The 22,460-nt window shown below is 62.9% G+C and carries 19 protein-coding genes and 1 tRNA gene; 11 read left to right on the top strand and 9 right to left on the bottom strand.

Annotation, left to right across the window (positions count from 1 at the left end; all coding sequences use genetic code 11):
• Positions 1 to 77: 77 nt before the first annotated feature.
• Positions 78 to 154 (top strand) — tRNA-Arg (locus ACZXDY_RS15570).
• Positions 155 to 222: 68 nt separating this feature from the next.
• Here ACZXDY_RS15570 and ACZXDY_RS15565 read toward each other — a convergent pair.
• Entirely contained in the window at positions 223 to 612 is a 390-nt protein-coding gene (locus ACZXDY_RS15565) for a DUF1330 domain-containing protein (RefSeq protein ID WP_464346084.1), read from the bottom strand.
• 348 nt (positions 613 to 960) lie between these two features.
• On the opposite strand from ACZXDY_RS15565, the gene ACZXDY_RS15560 reads away from it, so the two are divergent.
• The 3 genes from ACZXDY_RS15560 to ACZXDY_RS15550 all read left to right on the top strand — a co-directional run bounded on the left by ACZXDY_RS15560 (position 961) and on the right by ACZXDY_RS15550 (position 4,810).
• A complete protein-coding gene (locus ACZXDY_RS15560; protein WP_155255185.1) occupies positions 961 to 1,101 on the top strand; it encodes a hypothetical protein in 141 nt (46 codons plus the stop codon).
• A 167-nt stretch (positions 1,102 to 1,268) separates the two neighbouring features.
• Entirely contained in the window at positions 1,269 to 2,996 is a 1,728-nt protein-coding gene (locus ACZXDY_RS15555; protein ID WP_464346083.1) for a sugar nucleotide-binding protein, read from the top strand.
• Positions 2,993 to 4,810: a glycosyltransferase family 2 protein gene (locus ACZXDY_RS15550; RefSeq protein ID WP_464346082.1), complete on the top strand. Its 1,818-nt coding sequence runs from the start codon at positions 2,993 to 2,995 to the stop codon at positions 4,808 to 4,810. Before ACZXDY_RS15555 ends, ACZXDY_RS15550 begins: the two co-directional genes overlap by 4 nt.
• 9 nt (positions 4,811 to 4,819) lie before the next feature.
• Here ACZXDY_RS15550 and ACZXDY_RS15545 read toward each other — a convergent pair whose 3' ends face one another.
• Entirely contained in the window at positions 4,820 to 5,809 is a 990-nt protein-coding gene (locus ACZXDY_RS15545) for an alpha/beta hydrolase (RefSeq protein WP_464346081.1), read from the bottom strand.
• A 992-nt stretch (positions 5,810 to 6,801) separates the two neighbouring features.
• Positions 6,802 to 7,254 carry a cupin domain-containing protein gene (locus tag ACZXDY_RS15540; protein WP_464346080.1) on the bottom strand — a complete coding sequence of 151 codons (453 nt, stop codon included), beginning with the start codon at positions 7,252 to 7,254 and terminating at the stop codon, positions 6,802 to 6,804.
• A gap of 552 nt (positions 7,255 to 7,806) precedes the next feature.
• Between ACZXDY_RS15540 and ACZXDY_RS15535 the strand changes: the two genes are divergently transcribed.
• From ACZXDY_RS15535 to ACZXDY_RS15520, 4 genes are all read left to right on the top strand, one after another.
• On the top strand, positions 7,807 to 8,322 hold the full coding sequence (locus ACZXDY_RS15535; RefSeq protein WP_464346079.1) for a (2Fe-2S)-binding protein: 516 nt from the start codon (positions 7,807 to 7,809) through the stop codon (positions 8,320 to 8,322).
• Positions 8,319 to 9,335, top strand: coding sequence for an FAD binding domain-containing protein (locus tag ACZXDY_RS15530; protein ID WP_464346078.1), 1,017 nt, complete (start codon positions 8,319 to 8,321; stop codon positions 9,333 to 9,335). The genes ACZXDY_RS15535 and ACZXDY_RS15530 overlap by 4 nt, the downstream gene beginning before the upstream one ends.
• Positions 9,332 to 11,572, top strand: a complete 2,241-nt coding sequence (locus ACZXDY_RS15525) for a xanthine dehydrogenase family protein molybdopterin-binding subunit (RefSeq protein ID WP_464346077.1) — start codon at positions 9,332 to 9,334, stop codon at positions 11,570 to 11,572. The genes ACZXDY_RS15530 and ACZXDY_RS15525 overlap by 4 nt, the downstream gene beginning before the upstream one ends.
• Before the next feature lie 355 nt (positions 11,573 to 11,927).
• Positions 11,928 to 12,308: a hypothetical protein gene (locus ACZXDY_RS15520; protein ID WP_464346076.1), complete on the top strand. Its 381-nt coding sequence runs from the start codon at positions 11,928 to 11,930 to the stop codon at positions 12,306 to 12,308.
• A 16-nt stretch (positions 12,309 to 12,324) separates the two neighbouring features.
• Here ACZXDY_RS15520 and ACZXDY_RS15515 read toward each other — a convergent pair whose 3' ends face one another.
• Entirely contained in the window at positions 12,325 to 12,822 is a 498-nt protein-coding gene (locus ACZXDY_RS15515; RefSeq protein ID WP_028164048.1) for a hypothetical protein, read from the bottom strand.
• Between the two features lie 244 nt (positions 12,823 to 13,066).
• A complete protein-coding gene (locus tag ACZXDY_RS15510; RefSeq protein ID WP_464346075.1) occupies positions 13,067 to 13,663 on the bottom strand; it encodes a hypothetical protein in 597 nt (198 codons plus the stop codon).
• A 339-nt stretch (positions 13,664 to 14,002) separates the two neighbouring features.
• On the opposite strand from ACZXDY_RS15510, the gene ACZXDY_RS15505 reads away from it, so the two are divergent.
• Positions 14,003 to 14,389 (top strand): VOC family protein, encoded by a 387-nt coding sequence (locus tag ACZXDY_RS15505; protein ID WP_028164049.1) that lies wholly within the window; start codon positions 14,003 to 14,005, stop codon positions 14,387 to 14,389.
• A gap of 150 nt (positions 14,390 to 14,539) precedes the next feature.
• Here the strand turns inward: ACZXDY_RS15505 and ACZXDY_RS15500 are convergent, their stop codons facing one another.
• Positions 14,540 to 14,995, bottom strand: coding sequence for a hypothetical protein (locus ACZXDY_RS15500; RefSeq protein ID WP_464346074.1), 456 nt, complete (start codon positions 14,993 to 14,995; stop codon positions 14,540 to 14,542).
• A 245-nt stretch (positions 14,996 to 15,240) separates the two neighbouring features.
• On the opposite strand from ACZXDY_RS15500, the gene ACZXDY_RS15495 reads away from it, so the two are divergent.
• A complete protein-coding gene (locus ACZXDY_RS15495) occupies positions 15,241 to 15,591 on the top strand; it encodes a GrlR family regulatory protein (RefSeq protein WP_028164051.1) in 351 nt (116 codons plus the stop codon).
• Between the two features lie 197 nt (positions 15,592 to 15,788).
• On the opposite strand, the gene ACZXDY_RS15490 is transcribed toward ACZXDY_RS15495, so the two are convergent.
• Positions 15,789 to 18,470 carry a PAS domain S-box protein gene (locus ACZXDY_RS15490; protein ID WP_464346073.1) on the bottom strand — a complete coding sequence of 894 codons (2,682 nt, stop codon included), beginning with the start codon at positions 18,468 to 18,470 and terminating at the stop codon, positions 15,789 to 15,791.
• A gap of 314 nt (positions 18,471 to 18,784) precedes the next feature.
• Between ACZXDY_RS15490 and ACZXDY_RS15485 the strand changes: the two genes are divergently transcribed.
• Positions 18,785 to 20,410, top strand: coding sequence for a hypothetical protein (locus ACZXDY_RS15485; protein ID WP_464346072.1), 1,626 nt, complete (start codon positions 18,785 to 18,787; stop codon positions 20,408 to 20,410).
• Between the two features lie 134 nt (positions 20,411 to 20,544).
• On the opposite strand, the gene ACZXDY_RS15480 is transcribed toward ACZXDY_RS15485, so the two are convergent.
• Both ACZXDY_RS15480 and ACZXDY_RS15475 read right to left on the bottom strand, forming a co-directional pair.
• Positions 20,545 to 21,345 carry an NUDIX hydrolase gene (locus tag ACZXDY_RS15480; protein ID WP_130228662.1) on the bottom strand — a complete coding sequence of 267 codons (801 nt, stop codon included), beginning with the start codon at positions 21,343 to 21,345 and terminating at the stop codon, positions 20,545 to 20,547.
• A 130-nt stretch (positions 21,346 to 21,475) separates the two neighbouring features.
• Positions 21,476 to 22,432 carry a dihydrodipicolinate synthase family protein gene (locus ACZXDY_RS15475; RefSeq protein WP_464346071.1) on the bottom strand — a complete coding sequence of 319 codons (957 nt, stop codon included), beginning with the start codon at positions 22,430 to 22,432 and terminating at the stop codon, positions 21,476 to 21,478.
• Positions 22,433 to 22,460: the final 28 nt, after the last annotated feature.

Below are 22,460 nucleotides of genomic sequence, written 5' to 3'. Positions count from 1 at the left end.
GCTATAATGATCATCGCCGCAGGTGGCGAGCCACTCCGGAAGATCGGGTCCGAAAACGACCGCCGCCAGGACGGTGCGCGCTCATAGCCAGGCAGGATAGAGCATCGGATTTCGATTCCGAGGGGCGGAAGTTCGAATCTCTCCGAGCGCGCCAGTCTCAACCGGGGTAAGCCAATATCTGCGCACGCCTGCCGCAGCAGCGCGGCCTGGGATGGACCGCGACTACTTTTCGACTTCGACGACGTACCTCCGTACGACTTTGACCGCCTTGTCACGCTGCGGTGCAAGGTCCGCCCAGGCTTTCGACTTGTAGAACGCTACGGCGTCATCCAAGCTATTCCATTCGACGATTCCCACCCCTTTGGGGGCTGGCCCGCCGTCTATCTCAACAATCCGTCCGGCCGCGGTGCGTAAAGCGTGACCATGGGCTACTTCTATCGCCTTCCGGGCGGCAGGCAAGTACGCGGCTTGGGCTGAAGCATCGAGGATTTCGATTTCGCCGACAGAGTAAGCTTTCGGCTTAGCTCCTTGAGCGTGGAGGCCTTGGACCGCGATAGCTCCAATTGCGACGCCCGCTAGCAATACCATTGCGAGTTTGGAACGAGATCTCATGGCGCTTCCTCCGATTTTGCAATTTCAATCGAAGACGGATGCCCCCTAGCCGTCTGTCGGAATGGCCAACTGAAGGTTCAAAGCAGACGGGCTGCTAATGCGCAAAACGCTTGCTCTCCCTAGCGGATGTACGGAGGAGCGACGCAAGCGCTGACAACACCACTTGCAAGACGCCATCTACGATTTTCGATCTTGCACGCTGTTGTATTGCCGTCATTCTAACGACAACAGGCTGGCCGGCTTGCGTAGGCTTCGGCAGTCACGCTTCCTCCCGCCAACGCGATCACGGAACCCGCGGTCTATTTTCCTCATCCGGAATGGCAGTTCGCCTACGACATGGACAACGGGGTGGCCGTCGCCAACCGGAAGAAGCTGCTCGACCGCCCCGCAACCGACAGGATGAAGATGCTGGGCTTCCACTGGCCCTATCCCGGCCTGGGCTTTGCCGAGCGGAAGGGCACGGGATATCAATATGTGCCGGCGGCCTGACGAACCGCCTTCCCGACATCGTCGGTGGCGAAATCCTCCCGAGGCAATTTGCAAGCGGCGCCGCAATCTGCCGAATTCTCCTTGAAGCTTCAGAGCGCATCCGATAAAATTACAACTATTGGTCGATACGTTTGCTGTTGATAGATATTGCAATCTCCGAGAGTGCGATGCAGCGCTGGCTGATTTCAGGCGCATCGGGGCAGTTAGGCGGTCATATCCTCCGTGCGCTCTCGCATCGTCGTCCTGGCGACTATGTGCATGCGCTTGGCCGTGCCCCGCTGCCGGGTGCCCATGTCACCGAATGGGTGGATCTCAGAAGCGGCGCGGCTTTGATGGAGTTGCTGCAACGCGCGGCGCCCACGCGCGTCCTGCACCTTGCTGCAGTGCCGCCGGTGGTCGCCGAGTCCAATCCCGCCTCCTGCCATGCGCTCCACGTTGGCGCCGCGATGAGGATGGCGGCTTACGCCGCCTCCACGAACGGCTGGATGCTGTATGCCTCGTCCGATTTCGTGTGGGACGGAAACGGCGGGTTCCACGATGAAGGCGATGTGCCGCTTCCGGCGAACGTCTATGGCCGAAGCAAGCTTGCCGGCGAGCGTGTCGTCGCAGAGCACGGCTGTGGATTGGTCGCCCGCTACTCGCTGCTGTTCGGTTTCCCGGTCAATCAGCGCCAGACATCATGGACCACGATCGCCGCACGCCTGAAGCGCAACGAACCGGTCGCCGCGATAGACAACGAATGGCGATCGGCAATCAGCCTGGCGGACGCTGCTTTGGCAACAATAGAGCTGGCAGCGCAGCGCCATCGCGGGCTCGTGCACATTTCAGGCTCATCCGCGATGACGCCGTACGAGATCATCAGCATGATGCGCCAGGAGATGAACTCGGTGTCTGAGATCCAGCGGGTCTCGCGGGCCTCGTTCAGCCCGAACATGATCCGGCCGCGCAACGTCACCCAGTCGAACAGCCGGCTGAGGCGCCTCCTTCCGGGATTCGAACCCATGCCTTTACGCTCTGCTCTGCGCACCCCACGGGGCGCGGTGCCGCGCTTTTCCGTGATCATTCCGGTGTATCACGGAGCCGACACCCTGGGGCGGAGCCTGGCTGCACTTGCCGATCAGCAATTCGATGATGATGACGGACTGCAAGCGAGCGATGTCGAGGTGCTGCTGGCACTGAACGACGGCCGACCAGACAGCGAGGCGGCGGCGGAGGCGCATGTCGCGAGCCTACGTGCACGGAACTTCCACGTGCGATTGCTACGGACCCCGCCGACCCGCCGCGCCGCCATAGCCGCGGCCGAGGCGGTGGCGGCTGCCGGCAGCCATCGCCTCTATCTGGACCAGGACGCCAGATTATCTCCGCACGCGCTTTCCGCCATATTTGCAGCGCTCACGACGAGCACAGGCATTCAATTCGCCGCGCCTCGCGCGCGGTTCGATCCCTCCCCTTCCCTGGTGGTGCGCGCGTTCTGCCGCTACTGGTGCACTTTACCCTATTGCGATGCTTCGCCCGTCACGATGGGCGCCTATGCGGTGTCAGCCGAGGGCCGGCGACGTTGGGGCGCGCTCCCGCAACTCGCGTCGGACGACAAGTTTGTCCGGATGCTGTTCGCGCCGAAGGAACGGCTGCTGCTCGCATCGGAGAGCTACCATGTGGTGGCGCCGCAAGGCTGGCGCGAGTTGATCCGGGCTCGGCGCCGCTACCTGCGTGGCAATCGCGAATTGGCGCGGGCGACCCACCTTGCTCCTCCAGATCCGATTCCGCGCTACAGGGGCGTCCTCAGGCCGCTTCTGCGACCGTCGGCCTGGTTCGATTTCGCGGTCTTCGTGGCAGCCTATGGCGCGACCTGGCTGGCGGAAAGCGTCGGGGCGCGAACGATGAGACCATCGTGAACCGCGCCCTTGATGTCGTCATCCCCGCAGGTGGCGATCCTGGGCTGCTTCTGCGATGCCTGGTTGCACTTCGGTGCGACGGCAATGAGATCGACCTTCGGGTGATCGTGGTGGCAAACGGGCCTGCGTTAAGCCAAAACCAGGCGACCGCCCGGTCATTGCTGACGGCGTTCGAGAATGAACGCCAAACATTGATCGTCGTAGCGAACACCTGTCCGGGCAAGACCGCAGCGCTCAATCGGGGCGATCGCGAACGTCGCGGCGGGGCGGTCCTTTACCTTGACGCTGACACCATCATTCTCCCTGGCACCTTGGCCGCGATTGTCGCGGGCCTGGCCACCGATGAGCCGCTTCTCGTCGCGCCCCCCATGGTGCTGGTTCGGCCGGAGGGCCGACTGGAGCGCGGGTTCGCCTCGGTGTGGCCGCGTCTCTCCGGGATGGAAAACGACGTCGTCGGGGCCGGCCTCTATGCCACCAACGCGGCGGGCCGCCGCAGGTGGCGCGAGTTTCCCCTGATCGCGGCGGACGATCTGTTCGTGCGCTCGCGCTTCGCGAGAGGCGAACGAAAACTGCTTGCGGCGGGCGGCTTCCTGTTCAACATCCCACAAGGATCGGATCTGCTCCGCGCCAAGCGCCGATGGGACCACGGCAATCGCGCCCTTGCAGGACTGCACGATGTTCAACCAGGTAACCTGCCCAAGAGGTCGTTCCGGTCCCGATTGGGCGATGTCGGGCGGCTCTGGCGAGAAGGCCCTGGCCTCGCCTGCTTCGTACTGCTTGCGCTCTCGGCACGGCTCACACGAGGCGAGAGCGATGGTGCCGCCGCGTGGATCGGGCCAAAGCCGCGGCCGATTGCACCAATCGCACCACGCCGGCCGCACATCGGCATATGCATCGTCACGCATAACAACGCTAACGAGATCGAAGCCTGCCTCGCTTCGCTGAAATCCCGCTGGTCCGATCTTTCGATTCGAATCGAGGACAACGCGTCGGTCGACGGCACGGTCGATCTGGTTCGACGAACCGGATGCCGCACAAAGATCACAGCGAACCTCGTCAATCGCGGTTTCGCCGCTTCGGTCAACCGGCTAGCCGCCGATTTCGGTGAGGAAGTCGACCATCTTCTGCTCGTCAATCCGGACGTCGAACTGGCAGACGGCGCGATCGATCAGTTGATCGCGGCCTCGCTGGCGAGCGAGACGGAGGCGATTGTCGGCGGACGGATGATGCGGCACGACGGCAGCGTCGACCCGACCAACTGCCTTGCCGAACCGTCGCTCCGGCAATCGATCGCGTTCGCATTGGGCCTGCGGCGCTGGCCCTGTTGCGGGTGGCTCGATCCGGATGCGCTCGGCGGCTGGTGCCGCACCGGTATTCGAACAGTCCCCGTGCTCACCGGAGCGACGCTCCTGATCAACCGCGCATTGTGGGACCGCTTGGGCGGGTTCGATGAGCAGTACTTCCTCTATGGCGAAGATGTTGACCTGTGCATTCGGTCGAAAAGACTGTCGAGCGCCACGCTATTCACTGGCTTTGCGCATTATGTCCACCGAGGCGGCGCGAGTTCGGCAGGCGACTCGCAGCGATGGGTCGCCATCCTGCGCGGCAAGGTGAGCCTCTACCGCCAGCACTTGCCCTCGCTCGCAAGCAGATTAGCTCGAGGGCTGCTGCTGTGCGGCGTAGCACTGCGCGCAATGGCTGAAACATCAGGGCTCGCTCGTACAAAAATATGGCGAGACCTGTGGCGGAACCGCGACCTGTGGCGGCGTGGGTGGCCGCCAAATAGCAGCGTGGCTGGCGCCGCAGCTACGTGACAGCCGAGCTCACGCCGCCGAGGTGTCGATCTGGCGGCGGATCACTCGCCGCACCTCTGCATTCGACAGGAACAGATCGTGGTTGATGATGCCCCAGCCCGAATCGGACGCATCGACCACGCGCACGCCGAGCTTCTCGATGACGGCCTTCTCGGCGGCGCCGACGCGTGTCATGCCGCCGGCGAGCGACCCCGAGAGGGCGAGCGCGCGGTCGTTCGTTGCGGTGATCACCGTGATCTTGCGGGCGAGCGGCCCGATGCGGTTGATCGCCGAGGAGAACACGTCCATGTCGATGTCGGGCGAAGCGAACACCACCGCCCCGATCCTGCCGTCAACGGTGTCACCATATCTATCATGGAGCTGGCGCAGGCTTTCGAGCGCCAGCATCGTTCCCATGCTGTGCGCGACGATATGGACGCGGCCGACGCCCGGGGGCGTCACGATGGACTGAAGCACGCGCTCGAAGTCATCGCGGGACCACATTGCGCTGTCGCGGTCGTAGGCATAGTCGAACAATCCCGCCTTTGACGGCCAGGAGAACACCATCGTCTGTCCGCGGAACCGGATGCCATCCGAAAGGTGGGCCGCATCGAGCGCCGCCGTCTCGAACGTCTGCTTGAAGCCATGCACATAGATCAGGACGTCTGATCCGCCGCCGCCGGCCTGCCCGAGAAGATCGCTGACGTCGCCTGAAACCGGCTCGACCTGATCAATACGCCAATCGCCGAGCCCTGCTGCCGCGAGAGAGAAACGGCTCTCGTCCGGTGGCACCAGCTTCGCCCGTGCGACGGTCATCGCGGAGGCCCGATCCGGCCCGAACCAAGGCTTCGCGCGCCCGCCTTTTACGGGCTTGCGGGTGGTTGCGACAAGCAGCGTGGGGTCCACCGACAGCGACGATGCATCGTAGCGCGCGCCGGTCGCACCCAGGCTGGCGCAGCCGCCGAGCGCGAGTGCGCCCGCGGAGGATGCGAGCCCGCCCAGCAGAGCACGGCGGGACATCATGACTTCGTTTTGCAGTAAATGTCGGACGATCACGCGGGACTTCAGAAGCCGCCTCCGTAAGACCCGCCCCTCACGAATTTCCTGAATGATGATGGCGGCGAGAAAAGGGCGGCAGCTTCAGGCCGGGACGTCGCGCAAGACCGCCGAACGGCGTAGATGTGTCGATTGCGGTGCGGAACCGGTCGGAACCCGGCGAAGCAAAGTTCCCTTGTGGCCATTCCAGTGAAGCCTTCGACCGCCTCACGCAGCGAGCCTTCGACGAAGGCGCCCGTCGTCCTGCTTATCAATGAGAGCAATCGGCCTAAAGCATCACGAGCTGGACCACACCATCTTCGAGCTCGCCGCGAGCAAGTCTCGCGCGAGCGATATGCTCGAACTCGGTTCGATGCCTGTGCAAGTAGCTGAGAGCTTGGTTCTGGGTCCGAAAAGTCGTCCGAAGTCGGCATGCTTGCCTGACCGGCCCGACCGCCAGCGAGAATGTAATGGTTTGCCCTGACTCGGTGGTGGATACCGTCCCCATGCTCTTCGCCATGTGTCCGCCTACTCCATAGGAAATGAGCGTCAGATGGTTTTCGCACTGCGCCGCTGAGCGCCGGAAGTCAATGGAGTTGCCGCCTCAATCGAAGCGGCTCGTCTCGGTGCCCATCGGCAATGAGAGTAGCTTAGCCGGTCGATAGTCCATTTCGACTCAATACCCGGCCAAAGTATGTTCCGTGCCGTTTTGCCGAAGCGTCCTAAGCCTCCCGCTCGCGAGCGCAAACCCGCACGTGTTGCGATCCTCAATGCGAGCTGGTGGCCAGTCCTGCGCAGTCGCGCTCGATCGAGTTCCGGGGGTGCTCACGGCGGGGAGCACCCTGACGGAAGGTGTTCACAGTGGGGCCACCGTGATTTCACGGAATCCAAATCAGACCACAATACCGCTAAGGTTCTTTCGCCGGGGCCAATTTCATTCCGAACAGATTTACTAACCGGCAAGGGCCGCTGAGAAATCAGCGGCCCTTTCGTTTCAGCGCCTCGGCGAGAAGACCGCTAGCCGGCGGCGCCTCCTTGAGATGTTCGCGCAGCATCATCACGAAGAGCGCGGTTGCCAGATTGGTCGCGATGATCGTGGAGCCGGTCTCGTTCGAATCCAGTTCGTCGCTGATGCAGATCGCGAGCATGTGCAATCGCTCGGCTAGCACGACAAAGTTCGGAAGCGCGGCCATAAGCGCTTGCTCGGATGCAGCTTCGCCCCGCAATACGCCGCACACGAGCTCGGTGTCGTAGGCGACCCCAGGGGTCGACTTCGTGCGAATGGCATTGCGGAGTTCAGTCACGATGCTGCGGTTGGTGCCAACGGTCGAAACCGAGCGGACCACATGAGCGTCACCGTGCGGGAGCAGCAATGTATCGCCAGCGCCAAGCTTCACCGGACCGTGACCGGTCACCTTCCCAGACCGCACGAAACAACGCTGCCCGCTTCTGGGGCAAAGCCGTCAGAGATTTTCCAATCCGAGAGCATTCATGCTCACCCTGCCCCAACTCATGATGTCGCGGCGCGGAACGATGGCTGCTCTTGCTGATTATATCGAATAACAGTCCTCACGGTCACCGATCATGATCTATGCACTCAGCATCATCCTGATTCTAATGGCGGCGGCCGCCAGCGCTGGCGTCCTGATTGTTGCCGGGCTCGACGCTGATATGGGGTCGCACAGAAGCAACGATTGACCAGCGTTGCCTCAATGTGAGCCGGAACACTCCCGAACAGGCTGTCACGACAAAGACCCGCGACTTCACGGAATACATTCACAGCAAGCGCGAGGCTTACGAATTTGCAGCGGGATGTCCTGCGGCATCGTGGCAAATGCACTCATGGAATCCGGCGTGCAATTTGGAAAGAACCGGAACAGCCGCTTCGACATGCTGCCGCTCGCTTTGGAACCAATCTAAACGGCCAGTATTCTCCGCTGTAATGGCGGATGGCAGTCACCCGCAAGACGGAGTTGCCGACGATGCAAGATCGAGCCGTGCAATCGGACGCCAAGCCTCAACCGCTGCCGGAAAAAGTGTCGGTGACATTGACCGTCAACGGAACAGAGAGGCGCTTTTCGGTCCTGCCATGGGTCTCGCTTCTGGATGCGCTCAGGGATCACCTCGATCTCACCGGCACCAAGAAGGGGTGCGACCACGGCCAATGCGGCGCATGCACCGTGCTTGTCGACGGTCGCCGGATCAATTCGTGCCTGACTCTTGCAGTGATGCGGGACGGCGCACACGTCACCACCATCGAGGGACTGGCAGCCAATGGCGCGCTGGACCCGTTGCAGCAGGCTTTCATCGACCATGACGCTTTCCAGTGCGGCTATTGCACGCCGGGGCAGATCTGCTCCGGCGTCGGGTTGATCGCCGAGGGACGGGCCAAGACCCCTGACGAGATCAGGGAATTCATGAGCGGCAACATCTGCCGCTGCGGCGCCTATCCCAACATCGTCGCCGCGATCCAGCAGGCGATGGGGACCAGGCCATGATCCCATTCCAATATACGAAAGCAAATAACGTCGCCGACGCCGTGCGGCTGATTGCGGCCACTAGCGGCGCAAAGTTCATCGCCGGCGGCACCAATCTGCTCGATCTCATGAAAGACAATGTCGAGCGGCCGACGACGCTGATCGACATCTCCCGCCTGCCGCTCAGCTCGGTCGAAGAGACAGCATCGGGAGGCTTGCGGATCGGCGCGCTGGTGCCGAACTCCGACCTTGCCTGGCATCCGCTGATCGAAAAGCGCTATCCGCTGGTGGCAAGCGCAATTCTTGCCGGCGCCTCGCAGCAATTGCGCAACATGGCCTCCACCGGCGGCAACCTGGTGCAGCGGACGCGATGCGCCTATTTCTATGACACGGCCACGGCCTGCAACAAGCGGCAGCCGGGCTCGGGCTGCTCGGCCGTCAATGGCATCAATCGCGGGCACGCCATCCTCGGAGCGAGCACCTCCTGCATCGCGACGCATCCGTCCGACATGTGTGTAGCGCTCGCCGCACTCGATGCCACCGTGCACGTGACGGGCCCCAACGGCGCGCGCGCCATTCCGTTCGCGGACTTCCACCGCTTGCCCGGCGATACCCCGCATATCGACACCAATCTCGGGCCGGACGAGATCATCACCGCGGTCGAGGTGCCGGCAAAGGGCTTTGCGACCAACTACTCCTACCTGAAGATCCGTGACCGGATGTCCTACGCCTTCGCGCTGGTCTCGGTCGCGGCCGCGCTCGAGCTCAAGGACGGCACGATCCAGGAGGCGCGGCTCGCGCTTGGCGGTGTCGCCCACAAGCCGTGGCGCGATCCGGCGGCCGAGGCGGCGCTACGCGGACAAGCCGCTGAGGAAGCGAGCTTTGCCCGCGCCGCTGATCTGCTGCTTCGTGACGCCAGGCCGCAGGCGCATAACGGCTTCAAGGTCGATCTCGCCCGGCGGGCGATCATCCGCACGCTGACGCAGGCTGCGCACGGTACGCCGCAATCGCAATCGAACAAGACAATCCAATGAGCATGGCCAACAACACCGCGAAAACCTATACCGGCACCGCCACTTCGCGCGTCGACGGCCGCGCCAAGGTCACCGGCGCCGCCAAATATGCCGGCGATTTCAACGAAGGCGGCCTAGCCTATGGCGCGGTCGTGGAGGCGACCATCGCCAGGGGCCGGATCACGCGGATCGACGCCAGCGAGGCGCGGAGCGTACCCGGTGTGATCGACGTCATCACCCACGAGAACAGGCCGCGGGTCGCCGACAGCGATAAAGCCTGGAAGGACGACGTCGCCCCGGAGGAAGGTTCGCCGTTCCGCCCGCTCTATGACGACGCGATCAAGTTCAACCAGCAGCCGATCGCGCTGGTCGTGGCGGAAGAATGGGAAATCGCACGGTATGCGGCATCGCTCGTCCGCGTCGACTATGAAAAGCAGGCGTTCATCACTGACGTCTATCGCAAGCGCGACGATGCCATCGTCGTCGAGAAGCCCGACAAGCCGCGCGGCGACGCTGCGAAGGCATTTGCGGCGGCCGATGTCCGCCACGAAGCGGATTATTTCATCCCGACCGAGCATCACAACCCGATGGAATTGTTTGCGACCACGGCGATGTGGGAAGCCGGCGGCCCGCTGACGGTCTACGACAAGACCCAGGGCGTGCAGAACGTGCAGCAGTATCTCTGCAGCGTGTTCGAGAAGAAGCCGGAAGAGATCCGCGTGGTCTCGCCCTATGTCGGTGGTGCCTTCGGTTCGGGCTTGCGGCCGCAATATCAGGTGGTGCTGGCGGTGATGGCGGCGCTGAAGCTTCAGCGCTCGGTGCGGCTGGTGCTGACGCGCCAGCAGATGTATGGGCTGGGCTATCGTCCGGCCACCATCGAGCGGCTTGCGCTCGGCGCGCGGCGCGATGGCACGCTCGATACGATCACGCATGAGGCTGTTGGCACGACCTCGCAGTTCGAGGAATTCTCGCGCAACGACACCGGCTGGTCGGCCCTGCTCTACACCTCGCCGAACGCGCGATATGAACATCGCGTGGCGCCGCTGGACGTGCCGACGTCCTGCGACATGCGCGCCCCTGGTGCTGCGACCGGTGTCTACGCGCTGGAGAGCGCGATGGACGAACTCGCGGTCGCGCTGAAGATGGATCCCGTGGAGTTGCGGCTGCGCTGCTATTCGGACCGCGACCAGAACGAGGACCTGCCCTACACCAGCAAACGCCTGCGCGAATGCTATCGCGAGGGCGCCGCGGCCTTTGGCTGGGACAAGCGCAAGGCGGAACCGCGCTCGATGCGCGATGGCAAGACTCTCGTGGGCTGGGGGATGGCCTCCGGCGTTTGGGAGGCGCTGCAGATGCCGACCGCGGTGCGTATCGTAATGACCGCCAACGGCCACGCTGAAGTCTCCTGCGCGGCCTCCGATATCGGTACCGGCACCTATACGATCATGGCCCAGGTCGCGGCCGACAGCCTCGGTCTTCCGATTGAAAATATCAGCGTCAAGCTCGCCGATTCCACGCTGCCCAAGGCACCGGTCGAGGGCGGGTCATGGATAGCGGCCTCCGCCTGCCACGCCGTGATCGCGACCGCGAGCGAGATTCGGAGCGAGCTGTTGCGGCTGGCTAAGCTGATGAAGGGCTCGCCCCTCGCCGACACGGTCGAGGAAGACGTCGCCCTTTCCGACGGCAAGCTCGTCAGCCGGACGCAGACCGACCGCGGGGTTTCGATCTCCGACATCATGCGGCATGGCGCGCTGGAGCGGATCGAGAAGGAAAAGACCAACCGGGTCGCCGACGACAAGGCGCACGCCAGGAACACGCATTCGGCCGTATTCGCCGAGGTCAAGGTCGATGAACAGCTCGGCGTCATCAGGGTCACCCGCGTCGTCAGCGCGGTCGCGGCTGGCCGCATATTGAACCTGAAGACCGGACGCAGCCAGGTGATGGGCGCCGTCGTCGGCGGCATCGGCATGGCGCTGCATGAGGAGACGGTCTACGACCACGGCCTCGGCCGTATCGTCAACCATGACATCGCCGAGTACCATGTGCCCGTTAACGCCGATATCCACGACATCGAGGTGATCTTCGTCGACGAGCCGGACAGCCTGATCAACCCGCTCGGGATCAAAGGGCTCGGCGAGATCGGCATCGTCGGCGTCGCGGCAGCCGTCGCCAATGCCGTCTACCACGCGACCGGCGTGCGGGTGCGTGACCTGCCGATCACCCTCGACAAGGTGCTGGAGCGCCGAAAGGCGGCTTAGAGCGTTTTCGAGCGAGGCATGCCCTCGGACTTGATCCGAGGGTGGACACCGGTTCGCGTGAAGAAAACGCGTCAAAACAAGAATCTAGAGTTTCGGTTCTGATTCCATCAGAACCGAAACTGCTCTAGGCCGTCCTTTTGGGGGGCTGGGGGGCCGGGGGCCGGCCGGAGGCTCCGTCCCGCTGGACAGGAACCGGAAAATCCGTAAAGAAACATGGCCTGTCGGAGCGGCGTTGCGCCCGCTTGGACGGGCGCGCAAGCGCGAGTAAACAACGTTGGGTTTTGGGGCGATTCCAGCGGTCCGGTTCGATCCGTTCGGGCGCCCTCTCCGGTCCCGCCATTTCGGACAATTCGATATGAGAAAGATCATCCTGGCGCTGGCGCTTCTGTATCCGGCCGCCGCGCTCGCCCAAGGTACGACCCCGCCGGCCGCCCCCGCCAGTCCGCCCATGGTCGGCGACAAGCCCCTGATGCAAGTCGGCGCCAAGAAGTCTGCGGCGAAGAAAGGCGAGAAGGGCAAGCAGCCATCCGTCGCGCAGAAGCTCCAGGCATGCCAGGAGATCGATGACGGCACCAAGGAGCGGCTGACCTGCTATGACGAGGTCTTCGCGCCGCAACCCAAACCGAAGCCGGCCGCGGCCAAGGCCGTCAGCGAGTGCCGGTTCGTGAAGGAAGAGGACGAGCGCCTGACCTGCTACAACGGCTTTGCCGACAAGATCCCGAAGCTGCCGCAGTAATCCGGCCGCAATCCGGTTACCAGGTGCCCCAGCCGCCGAAGAAGCCGAAGCGCGACTGCTGCGCCACCCGCATCGGCCGCTGGCCCATGAACATCGGCTGCTGACCCATATACATCGGCTGACCCGCGTACATCGGCTGGTAGGCCCGCGCCCTGGCGACCTTATGCCTCTTCGGCGCCTGCGGCTCGTGCTTCTTGGCGTCGGCCGGGACGTATTGGGCGAAGGTCTCGCGCTCGCGAGCCTGGGCAACCGAGGACTCGGCACCGGGCGCTGGCGGAAGCGGCGCGGCAGCCATCTGGGTGGCGGGAGCCGGCGGCACGATGGTCGGGAGGCTGGTGTCGAAAACCACCCGTTCCGGCAGCTTCTGGGCAGACTGGATGCGGACGGTGGACTTGTCGATGCCAGGCGCGCTGTGGCTTGCCGTGGCCGCGTCCTGCGGCACCAGAGCGTCGACTGCGTATAAGGCCGCGAGCAAGGCTCCGCCGACATAAAGGAAATAACGCGTCACCAACATCACAAACAGCTCCCCCGCGCGATGACGCGGTTTAATCGCCTAATGGCGATATAGGGAGTTAGTTCCTGGCCACACGCTACGGGTTCAACCGAAACGTTCACTTTTTCGGGACGCTTGAGCTAGAGCGATTTCGAGCGAGGCATGCCCTCGGACTTGATCCGAGGGTGGACACCGGTTCGCGTCAAGAAAACCCGTCAAAACGAGAATCTAGCGCTTCGGTTCTGATCCAATCCGAACCGAAGCTCTAGGCTCGGCTTGCCGTGACCAGGGAACACTTTGCCTTATTTGCATTGACGTTCACGAACCCGACCAGAATGCCGGCGTAGGTCTTGCGGCTCTTCATGTTGATGGTGTCGCTGATCACGCGCCGGCGGTCGGTGAGATGCGTGCCGTCGGCGCGAGCAAAGGCGCAGGCGATCTCGATATCCTTGACCGGATAGTGGTTGGCATTGCGCAGCGTCAGCCAGACCAGCGCTTTCGAGCCGAGGCCGCCGCGGCGCCAGAACTGGCGGGAGATCTTCAGCCCATCGATCGGCGCCCGCTCGACCGTGAAGGGCTCGTTGGTGCTGGCAGCCGGCGCCTCATCGTCGACGACATCCTCCGCCGGCGCGATCGCTTGCTCGACTGGCGCAGCCGCCTGCTCGGTCGGCGCAGTCGCCTTATCGAGCCAAACGACCTCCTGCTGAGAAGTCGAGGGCGGCGACGCCACGGCAACTGATTTGTTATTGGCATCGCTGGGATCGGGGAGCATCAGCCATCCGGCAGATCCGACGATGGCGAGGACGGCGAGCAGAACCAGTTTGGCGCCAAAGCCTCGAAACGACCACCTGCCGATGCCCATGGCCATGTCCTCACCCGCGTGACAGCGCTTCCTGCCTGCACGCAAAGCCGCTCCGGCGGATCACCGCACGGCTTGAAAGGGACGCGCTGCTGTACGGAAACCACCGCCAGTCAATTAACCATCCGCCGAAACTACGGTTCCAAGCTCTCCCGGCAAAATTGCGGCAGTACCTGCGACAGGATGGCCTTGTGGATTCCGAGCCGGTAGATTGCCGCACCAGCGGATCGCGCGGTTAGAGCATGATCCGAATATGGAAACCGGTTTTCCTCGCGACAAACGCGCAGCATTTGCGTGGGAAGATCATGCTCAAACAAATCATCGAGCAAGATGGGAGATGAAATGCCGATAGAGGTTACCTGGGACCATATCCACCTGCGCACCCCCGATCCCGAAGCAACCGCGGCATGGCTCCGGGACGTGCTGGGCGGCGAGATCATCCGCAATCCCGGACGCATCGACGTGCAGCTCGGCGGCGCCAAGGTGTTCATCGCGCCGGTCACACCGGGCGACGGCGTCAATGCGCCACCGGTGACGCCCTATCAGGGCCTCGACCATTTCGGACTGGCGGTGAAGGACATCGACGCGGTCGCCGCCGAGATCAAGGCAAAGGGCGTCGAGTTCACGACGGAGCCGACCACGATCCGTCCCGGCGTGCGCATCTGCTTCATCCGCGGCCCGCAGGGCATCTCGATCGAGCTCCTGGAGCGTGACAAGAAATATGCCTGACCGTGCGACGTGCGCGTGGAGCATTTTCGGTTCTGATTGAATCAGAACCGAAGCTCCAGATTCTTGTTTTGACGCGTTTTCTTCACGCGAACCGGTGTCCACCCTCGGATCAAGTCCGAGGGCATGCCTCGCTCGAAAACGCTCTAACGGTCAGGTCATGCTGCCGGGCATGAAGCAGCGGATCTGCAGTCCGAGATAGCCGCGGATCGGCCACACCATCGTGCGGCCGTAGCGGTTCGGCTCGGTGATCACGGCATCATCGGGCACGTCGATCCATTCGCCGTCGATACGCACGCGATAATGTCCGTCCTTGGATTCCCAATCGACGTCGCTCACCGCGGTGCCGTCAGCGTCGGAGCAGCACGGCCCCTTCCCGCTCCTCAAACTGTCGAACCATTGCTTGAGCGGCGAATTGGCGTAACGGCCATCGGGATCGCGCGCATGCACAAGACTTGCGGCGGCGACCGACAACAACGCGACAAGACTCAATGTGAGTGGGACTCTGAGGCGGACCCTTCGACGATGGTCCGTAATTTCACGGATAGAACCTGTGGGCTCTGCGCGTAGGCGCGCGAAAATGCGGCCGGAATCGATCCAGTTCGTCACCTGTCTCTCGCTCCTGCACCCACCGGCCGGTGCCAACAAATGTTATGCATTTCGCGGGCCAAGTTGATTCGCCAAGCGTCAGCGACAACGTCGTCATCGAGACGTCGTTCACCAATGGAATCATTTCGGGTTCGCACGGCATCGAGCGACGCATGGGCAACCTGCCACGTTGCGCCGGCCATGCCGCTTTGGCATAAATTCTGAACCGGCAGCCCTTGGGCGAAGGGGGCCGGCCGCGGGGCACTATGAGAAACGGCCTGTATTCTATTCACGTCACCCTGCTCGACGGACGCGTCGGCAAGGGCAGCGGGGTGATCGTGTTCCGCGACGGCCAGATTGTCGGCGGCGATGCCTATCTCTATTACACCGGCACCTACACCGTGAAAGGCAACACCTTCAAAGGCGAGGTGCTGGTGCAGCGACACACCACGCCGCGCGACAGCGACAACCCGCTATTCGGCGGACCTGCGCCGGTCGGCATCGGCGTCACCGGAACTTTCACCGCCACGCAGGCGACGATGAGCGGAACCGCGCTGGTCGGCAAAGCCAGCCAGATCTTCGGCGCCACGCTGCGCAAGCTCGTGGATATCGATTAGCTGCAGAGCTTAGCCCTCTTCCCGTTCTTACGGGGAGAGGGTTGGGGTGACGGGCTGTCTCCACGAGCACAGTAAGAGATGAGTTCGTGGAGAGAGCCCCTCACCCGGAATTCAAGCTGTGCTTGAATTCCGGCCTCTCCCCGCAAGCGGGGCGAGGCGATCCGAGTTTGCGGACCCAGCGCCGGCCGCAACGATAACTACTCCGCGGCCTGCTCCACGGGCGCGACGCGCGGCAGGATGATCTGGATGCGGGTGCCGCCGCCGGGCTCGGAGTCGAGATCGAGACGGCCCCCTAAGCGCGTGGTGACGATGCTGTAGACGATGTGAAGCCCGAGGCCGGTGCCGCCCTGGTCGCGGCGCGTCGTGAAGAACGGATCGAAGGCGCGGCGGCGCACGTCGAGCGACATGCCGCAGCCATTGTCGGAGAAGATGACCTCGACATTGTCCCTGCCGGAAGCGCGAACCTGGATGTCGACGATACCCGGCTTGCCGTCGGGAAAGGCGTGCGCGACCGAATTGAGGAAGAGATTGGTTAGCACCTGGCCATAAGGGCCGGGATAGGAATTCATGATTAGGCTCGGCTGGCAATCGACATTCAGCGTCAGATTGTGCTTGCGCAGACCCGGCCTCAGACTCATCACCACCTGCTCGGTGAGGTCGCCGAGGTCGAAGTTGCGCTGATCGGAATAATTGCGGTCGGCGGCGACCTGCTTGAACGACTGGATCAGTTCCGCGGCACGGTTGAGATTGGCGACGAGCTGCGAGGACGCATCGCTCGTCGTGGCAAGGAAATCGTTCAGGCTCGAACGCCGCAACTCGCCGCGCTCGACCTGCGCGGCAAAGGTCGCCGCCTTGCGCTCGAGCGCGGAGGCGACGGTGAGGCTGATACCGACGGGATTGTTGACCTCATGCGCGACGCCCGCGACCAGCCGCCCGAGGGCCGCGAGCTTTTCCGCCTCGATCAGCGAGTTCTGCGTCTCGCGCAAATTGCGTAGCGCCGCTTCCGCAGCGTCGCGCGCTTTCCGCATCTCATGCTCGCTGCGCTTGCGCTCGCCGATGTCGAGCGCCACCGTAACGATGTTCTCGATCTCGCCGTTGACGTCGAGGATCGGCAATTTGTTGACCAGCCATTGCCGCATGTTGCCGGCGACGTCCTTGTACTCCTCCTCGTAGAAGCCGAGCTCCGTTCGCCCCGACAACACCCGTTTATCGTTCTCGTCGGTCTTTGCAGCACCATAGCGTGCCATCAGCTCACCGGTGGTATGGCCGAGCGCCTCGTGCGCCTCGATGCCGAAAATGCCGGCCATGTAGCGGTTCATCAGGACGTAGCGCAGATTGCGATCCTTGACGTTGATCACGGCCGGAACGGTGTCGATCACCATCTGCAGCAACTGCCGGCCTTCGGCGATCGCGTCTTCGGCCCGCTTCTGGTCGGTGATGTCGCGCACCGTGCCTTCGTAGCGGATCACCTCGCCTTTCTCGTCGCGCACCGCGCTCGCGCTGTCGGACAGCCACAGCACCGCGCCGCTGCGGGAACGGACCTGATATTCGTAGTCGCGCACCATGCCGTCGCGGTCCATCAGCCGCTGGTATTCGGTGCGCGCGGCCGGATCGACATAGACATTGGAGGCGACGTCGTCGATGCCGTTGATCAGGTCCTGCGGCGTGGCATAGCCCATCATCCACGCCAGCGCCGGATTGGCATTGAGCAGCGCGCCGCCCGGCGTCGTCACATAAATTCCGTCGATGGAAGATTCGAACAGCTTGCGATAGCTCTCTTCTGCAAGCCGCTGCTCGGCGAGCGCGCGCACCGCTGCTTCGCGCGCGGTATCCGCATCGACCAGCGTCTTCCGGAATACCTCGGCGGCGCGGGCGATCTCGCCGATCTCGTTGTCGACGTCGGTCGCCGGGATCGACGCGCTCTTCTCGCCGGCTGCGACCGCGCGGATCGACTTGGTGATTGAGGCGAGCGGCCGCACGGTGCGGCGGACCACGAGCAGCGCGGCGAAGATCCCGATCAGCACGCCGGCCGAGCCAAGCACGATGCTCTGCCATTTCGCCTCGGTAAGCGTGCGCGCGAAATCCCGCGACAGGATGTGACCGCGGCGGGAGCTGAGTTCGCGCAACAGCTCGGTCACGCGCTGGATCAGCCGTCCCTCGGTGCCCAGCACCTCACGGTCGATATCGGCGATCTGGCGTTCCCGGATCGATATTGCGACGACCGCGTCGGCGTAATTGTTCACGGCCGTGCGCAGCGCCGGCTCAGTGATGGTCATCGACCGCATGCTCTGCGCCGCCTGCTCGGCCGCGGACGGGTTGTGGGCAAGCAGCGCGGTGGCGATGCGGCCCTGGGCCTGCAGCAGGGTGGACGCAGTCGCGGAATCGGACGTTTCGGCTACCGCCTTTTCGAAGGCCTCGCGCAATGGCGGCAGACCGATGATCAGCTCGGCGCGGCGGTTGATCAGCGCCGAGATGCGCTCGATACCGCCGCGGTAGGTGGCGAGGCGCTCGGTCACGCCGTCGATCATGTCCTGCTGCTCGGGGGCAAGCTCGATCCTGGTCTTCTTCAGCGCCTCGCCGAGCGCGCTGGCGGCCTCGCCGACCTGGATCGTCTGCGTGCCGGGATCAGTGACGAAGTCGCGTGCCGCAAGCCGCAGCTCGTTCATCCTGCGATCGATATCCTCCGCCAGGTCGCCGACGCTCTGCAGCCGCTGCAGCTCGCCGAACGTGGCGTCGATGTGACGGATCGCGATCACGCTGGCGGTCGAGGTGATGATGATCACCGCCAGCACCAGGAGGAAGCTGCCGAAAGTAAGCTGACCGATCGACAGCGCGAACGGTCGCTTCTGGGGCGGATTCGGCGGCAACTCGGAGGTCATGCGAAGGGGGGCCAGGCTGAAATCGACCCCAATATACGACGTAATTCGGCTCCGTGGAAACCGGGCCCGACCCCCAAAGCGGGCTTTGTGCCCCTCCAGTGCCGCGCGGGGGCCCATCGATAGGCACGTTGAGAAAGCTGGCCACAGGATACCGCCCTTCAACGGCGCAGCCTGGAAGGCGAAGGCCGTGTGCCGAGGAGACGGGGCCGCCGCGAAATCGAACACAGCGATTCCATCGGCGCACGACACAACCTTACATTGCTCGTCCGCACAGACCACGCGTAGACCAAACGACAGAACAGACGAAACGATCGTTGGTCAGGGCGGCAGCTTGCATCCAACTATTGCGCCTGCTAGTCGTGCAATCTTTGATAGTGGGGGCTTTTATGGGGCATCGTTTTGCGAAGTTGCTATCGTTCTTGAGTTTTCTTACCGTCGCCACGCCTGTCAGTGCCGCTTGGAAAGATCAAGTTGATTGGACCAGGCCTCCATCGAGAAATTCGAAGGTTCAAAGTCTCGGCCTTTACGCCGTCGAGGTCCGATGCACTCCACGCGGCGGATCGCTTGAGGGCGTGACGAACGCATGGACCGGCAAGACACGCAGCCTTCTCGTGTTGATTACAAAATCTGTCGGCACAGGCACTCCCGCCGTGGACAAGCTCCCGAGCGATGCGATCGGAGCTGTTCAGGCCTATAGCGCGAGCAGCAAGGACTGGACGTCGTACGATTATCGGGACTGCAAGAAAGATTTCCTCGTCCCAGGCTCGAAACTCGCTTTGGTCGCAGTGAAGAACGAAAGCGACGATCCAGCCAGCGGCCCGATTGGACAGTTTGTATCCGGTCTGCTCGGCATCGTATCGCCGCTGTTCTCGTTCTTCACAGGGCAAGCGTTGCCGACTGCGGTCGCCTCGAAGATCACCAACTTGCAGTCCGCGGCCGACCCTTTCAGCAAGTTGCTCGGCGCGCTGAAATCGGGAAGTACCCAGACGAGACCGGTCGATATCTTGCGGACCGGGACCTACCGCTACGTCACCGACTACGCTGCCATTAACGTGACGATCCGATCAATCGAATCGATCGTGCTGGACAGAAATCCAAGCTTCCGCGACGATCTTCGCGCTCAGGTGAAGGCTGCGCCAGACAAGATTGACGCAACCAAGCTCGAGCAAAGCTGCCGAGTTGCCAGTTTTGGGATCTTCGACCTTGGTTTCCGCAACACACTCGATATTGCCTATGGGATGATGTCGCTTGCCGGCAAAGCCGGCCTCGACAAAGACCAGACAGTGCAATGCCTTTTGCGCCCTTACGCGATGGCGATTACGGCCCGCAGAGATCAGGACAGTCTAATCTGGAAGGATTTCCAGGCCGAGCAAAAATTCAGCCAGGAGGACGTTGACCGAATTATTCCACCCGTCGATCTAAGCAGCACTCAACCGAAATTCAGGGTGATAGCTGCCAAGGTCGACGATCTCGTCACTTCTCTCGCCCAATACGCACGCAACAATCCGCATCCAAAGCAAGCGACCGACCATCTCACCACTCTTCTTGCCGAAGATATTGCAGTCGTCGACAAGACCTCGGATCTGGTCGCCGGTAGCAACGGTTCTTACAAACGTTTCGATTTTATCAATAAGCTCACCGACGAAAATACTCAGCCTCCTCCCGAGCGACGATACATCCGTTTCGGCTGTTACGAAGAAGCGAAAGACACGACAGGACTGTTCATCGACGGAGCGTCATCTATTTTTCTTGTCTTCAAGGCCAAGAATGATGACACCACCGTATCGTTTGAAAACGTGCTCGCAATGAAGCCCATGTTCGGCGCGGACTCGAAAAACATCACTGGATTGATCGTTTCTTCGGACCGGGCATGGATCAACAAGGTGCTGACGAACTGGAATTACGTCTGCGGAGACTTCTCCATTAAGAGGCCCACATAGTCCGTCCGGGCTGAGCAGGCGCGCCGCTGGCGATTAGATCATGATCCGATTAGACGAAATCGGATCATGATCTAATCTCTTTGTTGAGCATGATCTTTTTCGGAAAACCGGTTTCCACTTTTCCGGATCATGCTCTAGCCGGCGGAGCCGACCTCGAAGACCTCGCCGTCATAGCCGGCCTCGAGCGGGATACGGAGCTGGCGGCCGGTGGCGGTCTTGGTCATGATAGGCATCACCGTGACGATGGATTTGCCGCGGCTGTCCTGCAGCGCCTCTCCGACGCTGGCCTGCTTGCCGAGCCTGATCAGGTTGCGGGTGGTCGGGAACGGCAGCTTGAAGCGGCCACTCTCCCCGCCCTCCAGCGCCTCCCGAGGGGAAACCCAGATCGAATCTGTGGATTCCCTGCCGTCATGGGCGCCGAGCTGCTCCGGGGGCGCCGCGGCAAGGAAGAACCAGGTGTCGAACCGCTTGGACATGCCTTCCGGCGTGATCCAGTGCGCGTAAGGCACGAGTTCGTCCAGCGCCAGCACCATGCCGGTCTCGGCCAGCACGTTCAGGAAGCTGGTCTTGCCTTCGCAGAGCCGGCTCCGATGCGCGAGCTCGATCTCGTGGGCCCGTCCGGCATCCACCAGCTCGCTCGATCCCTTCGGCCGCGCCAGCAGGATGCCGCTCTCCTCGAACGTCTCGCGGATCGCGCCGATGCGGAAGCTGAGCGCGCTCTCGTCGAGCCCCTCGCCCGCGGAATAGAGCGCGTGGTTGGCGATGATCTCCTTGTCGCCCTTGTCGACACTGCCGCCGGGAAACACCAGCGCGCCGGAGGAGAAATCGATCTCGTAATGGCGCACCATCATGAAGATTTCGATTTCGCGCCGCGCGGCGGCATCCCGCAGCAGTAGGATGGTGGAGGCAGGGCGCGGCGTGACGATCTCGGCCATGGCGGCTCACTCCTCAGGACCTCATCCTGAGGAGCGGCCATCGGCCGCGTCTCGAAGGATGATGCGGAAACATCCGGGCCTCATGGTTCGAGACGGCGCTATGCGCCTCCTCACCATGAGGTGTAAGAATTCAGCCTGCGGCGCTGGACTGCGGCTGCAGGTTGGCGCGGCGGTCGACGCGGGCCACGCGCGACAGCAGGTAATCGACCTCCGCCCTCGCCTGCGGCGTGATGACGGCGCCCGGCTTGCGCTGCGCGCTGGAGGCGATGATGCCGCGCTTCTGCAGCACATATTTGCGCACGGTGAGCCCGACGCCCGGCTGCTGCTCGTAGCGGATCAGCGGCAGATGGGCGTCGAACAGATCATGCGCGGCGTCGCGTTTGCCGGCCTTTGAGAGCTTGACCACGTCGATCAGGAGCTCGGGGAATGCGTAGCCGGTCATCGCGCCGTCGGCGCCGCGCTCCATCTCGAAATCGAGGAACAGGCCGCCATTGCCGACCAGGATCGACAGCGGCCGCAGCGAGCCGTCCTTCTGGAAATTGCGCAGCGTCGTGATCTTCTCCAGGCCCGGCCAATCCTCGTGCTTGAGCATCACGCAGGACGGACTGTCCATCACGATCTTGCGGATCACCGCCGGCGTGAACACCACCGTGAGCGTCAGCGGGTAATCCTGCAGCACCCACGGAATATCGTCACCGATCGCTTCCTGCGCCTGCTTGAAATAGGAGGTGATCTGGTCGTCGGTGCGCAAATGCGGCGGCGGCGCGATCATGACGCCGGCGGCCCCCGCATCCATCGATGCCTTGGCCAGCGAACGCATCGAGGCGAAGCCCGGCGCGGACACGCCGACGATCACCTGCAGATCCTTGGCGCGCTTGACGAAGCGAAGTGCGACCTGCTCCGCTTCGGTTGCATCCAATTTTGGCGCTTCGCCCAGGATGCCGAGCACGGTGACGCCGTCGCAGCCGACCTCGGTGTAGAAGTCGCTGAGCCGGTCGATCGAACGCTCGTCGATGCGGCCGTCATCATGGAACGGCGTCGGCGCGATCGCAAAGGTGCCGGCGGCCTGGGCGGTGAGCTTTGTCATTCGTGCGTCTATCCTCTTTTCGTCATTC

The sequence above is a fragment of the Bradyrhizobium sp. LeoB3 genome, assembly GCF_055456055.1.
Note: the sequence above shows the minus strand (reverse complement) of the source record. Positions and strands in the feature narration are given on the sequence as shown.

What these genes read in the sequence shown, in the direction of transcription:
- ACZXDY_RS15565 (WP_464346084.1), bottom strand. Translation starts at nt 612, where the DNA reads ATGAGATCTCGTTCCAAACTCGCAATGGTATTGCTAGCGGGCGTCGCA.
- ACZXDY_RS15555 (WP_464346083.1), top strand. Translation starts at nt 1,269, where the DNA reads ATGCAGCGCTGGCTGATTTCAGGCGCATCGGGGCAGTTAGGCGGTCAT.
- ACZXDY_RS15545 (WP_464346081.1), bottom strand. Translation starts at nt 5,809, where the DNA reads ATGTCCCGCCGTGCTCTGCTGGGCGGGCTCGCATCCTCCGCGGGCGCA.
- ACZXDY_RS15535 (WP_464346079.1), top strand. Translation starts at nt 7,807, where the DNA reads ATGCAAGATCGAGCCGTGCAATCGGACGCCAAGCCTCAACCGCTGCCG.
- ACZXDY_RS15530 (WP_464346078.1), top strand. Translation starts at nt 8,319, where the DNA reads ATGATCCCATTCCAATATACGAAAGCAAATAACGTCGCCGACGCCGTG.
- ACZXDY_RS15525 (WP_464346077.1), top strand. Translation starts at nt 9,332, where the DNA reads ATGAGCATGGCCAACAACACCGCGAAAACCTATACCGGCACCGCCACT.
- ACZXDY_RS15520 (WP_464346076.1), top strand. Translation starts at nt 11,928, where the DNA reads ATGAGAAAGATCATCCTGGCGCTGGCGCTTCTGTATCCGGCCGCCGCG.
- ACZXDY_RS15515 (WP_028164048.1), bottom strand. Translation starts at nt 12,822, where the DNA reads ATGTTGGTGACGCGTTATTTCCTTTATGTCGGCGGAGCCTTGCTCGCG.
- ACZXDY_RS15510 (WP_464346075.1), bottom strand. Translation starts at nt 13,663, where the DNA reads ATGGGCATCGGCAGGTGGTCGTTTCGAGGCTTTGGCGCCAAACTGGTT.
- ACZXDY_RS15505 (WP_028164049.1), top strand. Translation starts at nt 14,003, where the DNA reads ATGCCGATAGAGGTTACCTGGGACCATATCCACCTGCGCACCCCCGAT.
- ACZXDY_RS15495 (WP_028164051.1), top strand. Translation starts at nt 15,241, where the DNA reads ATGAGAAACGGCCTGTATTCTATTCACGTCACCCTGCTCGACGGACGC.
- ACZXDY_RS15490 (WP_464346073.1), bottom strand. Translation starts at nt 18,470, where the DNA reads ATGACCTCCGAGTTGCCGCCGAATCCGCCCCAGAAGCGACCGTTCGCG.
- ACZXDY_RS15480 (WP_130228662.1), bottom strand. Translation starts at nt 21,345, where the DNA reads ATGGCCGAGATCGTCACGCCGCGCCCTGCCTCCACCATCCTACTGCTG.
- ACZXDY_RS15475 (WP_464346071.1), bottom strand. Translation starts at nt 22,432, where the DNA reads ATGACAAAGCTCACCGCCCAGGCCGCCGGCACCTTTGCGATCGCGCCG.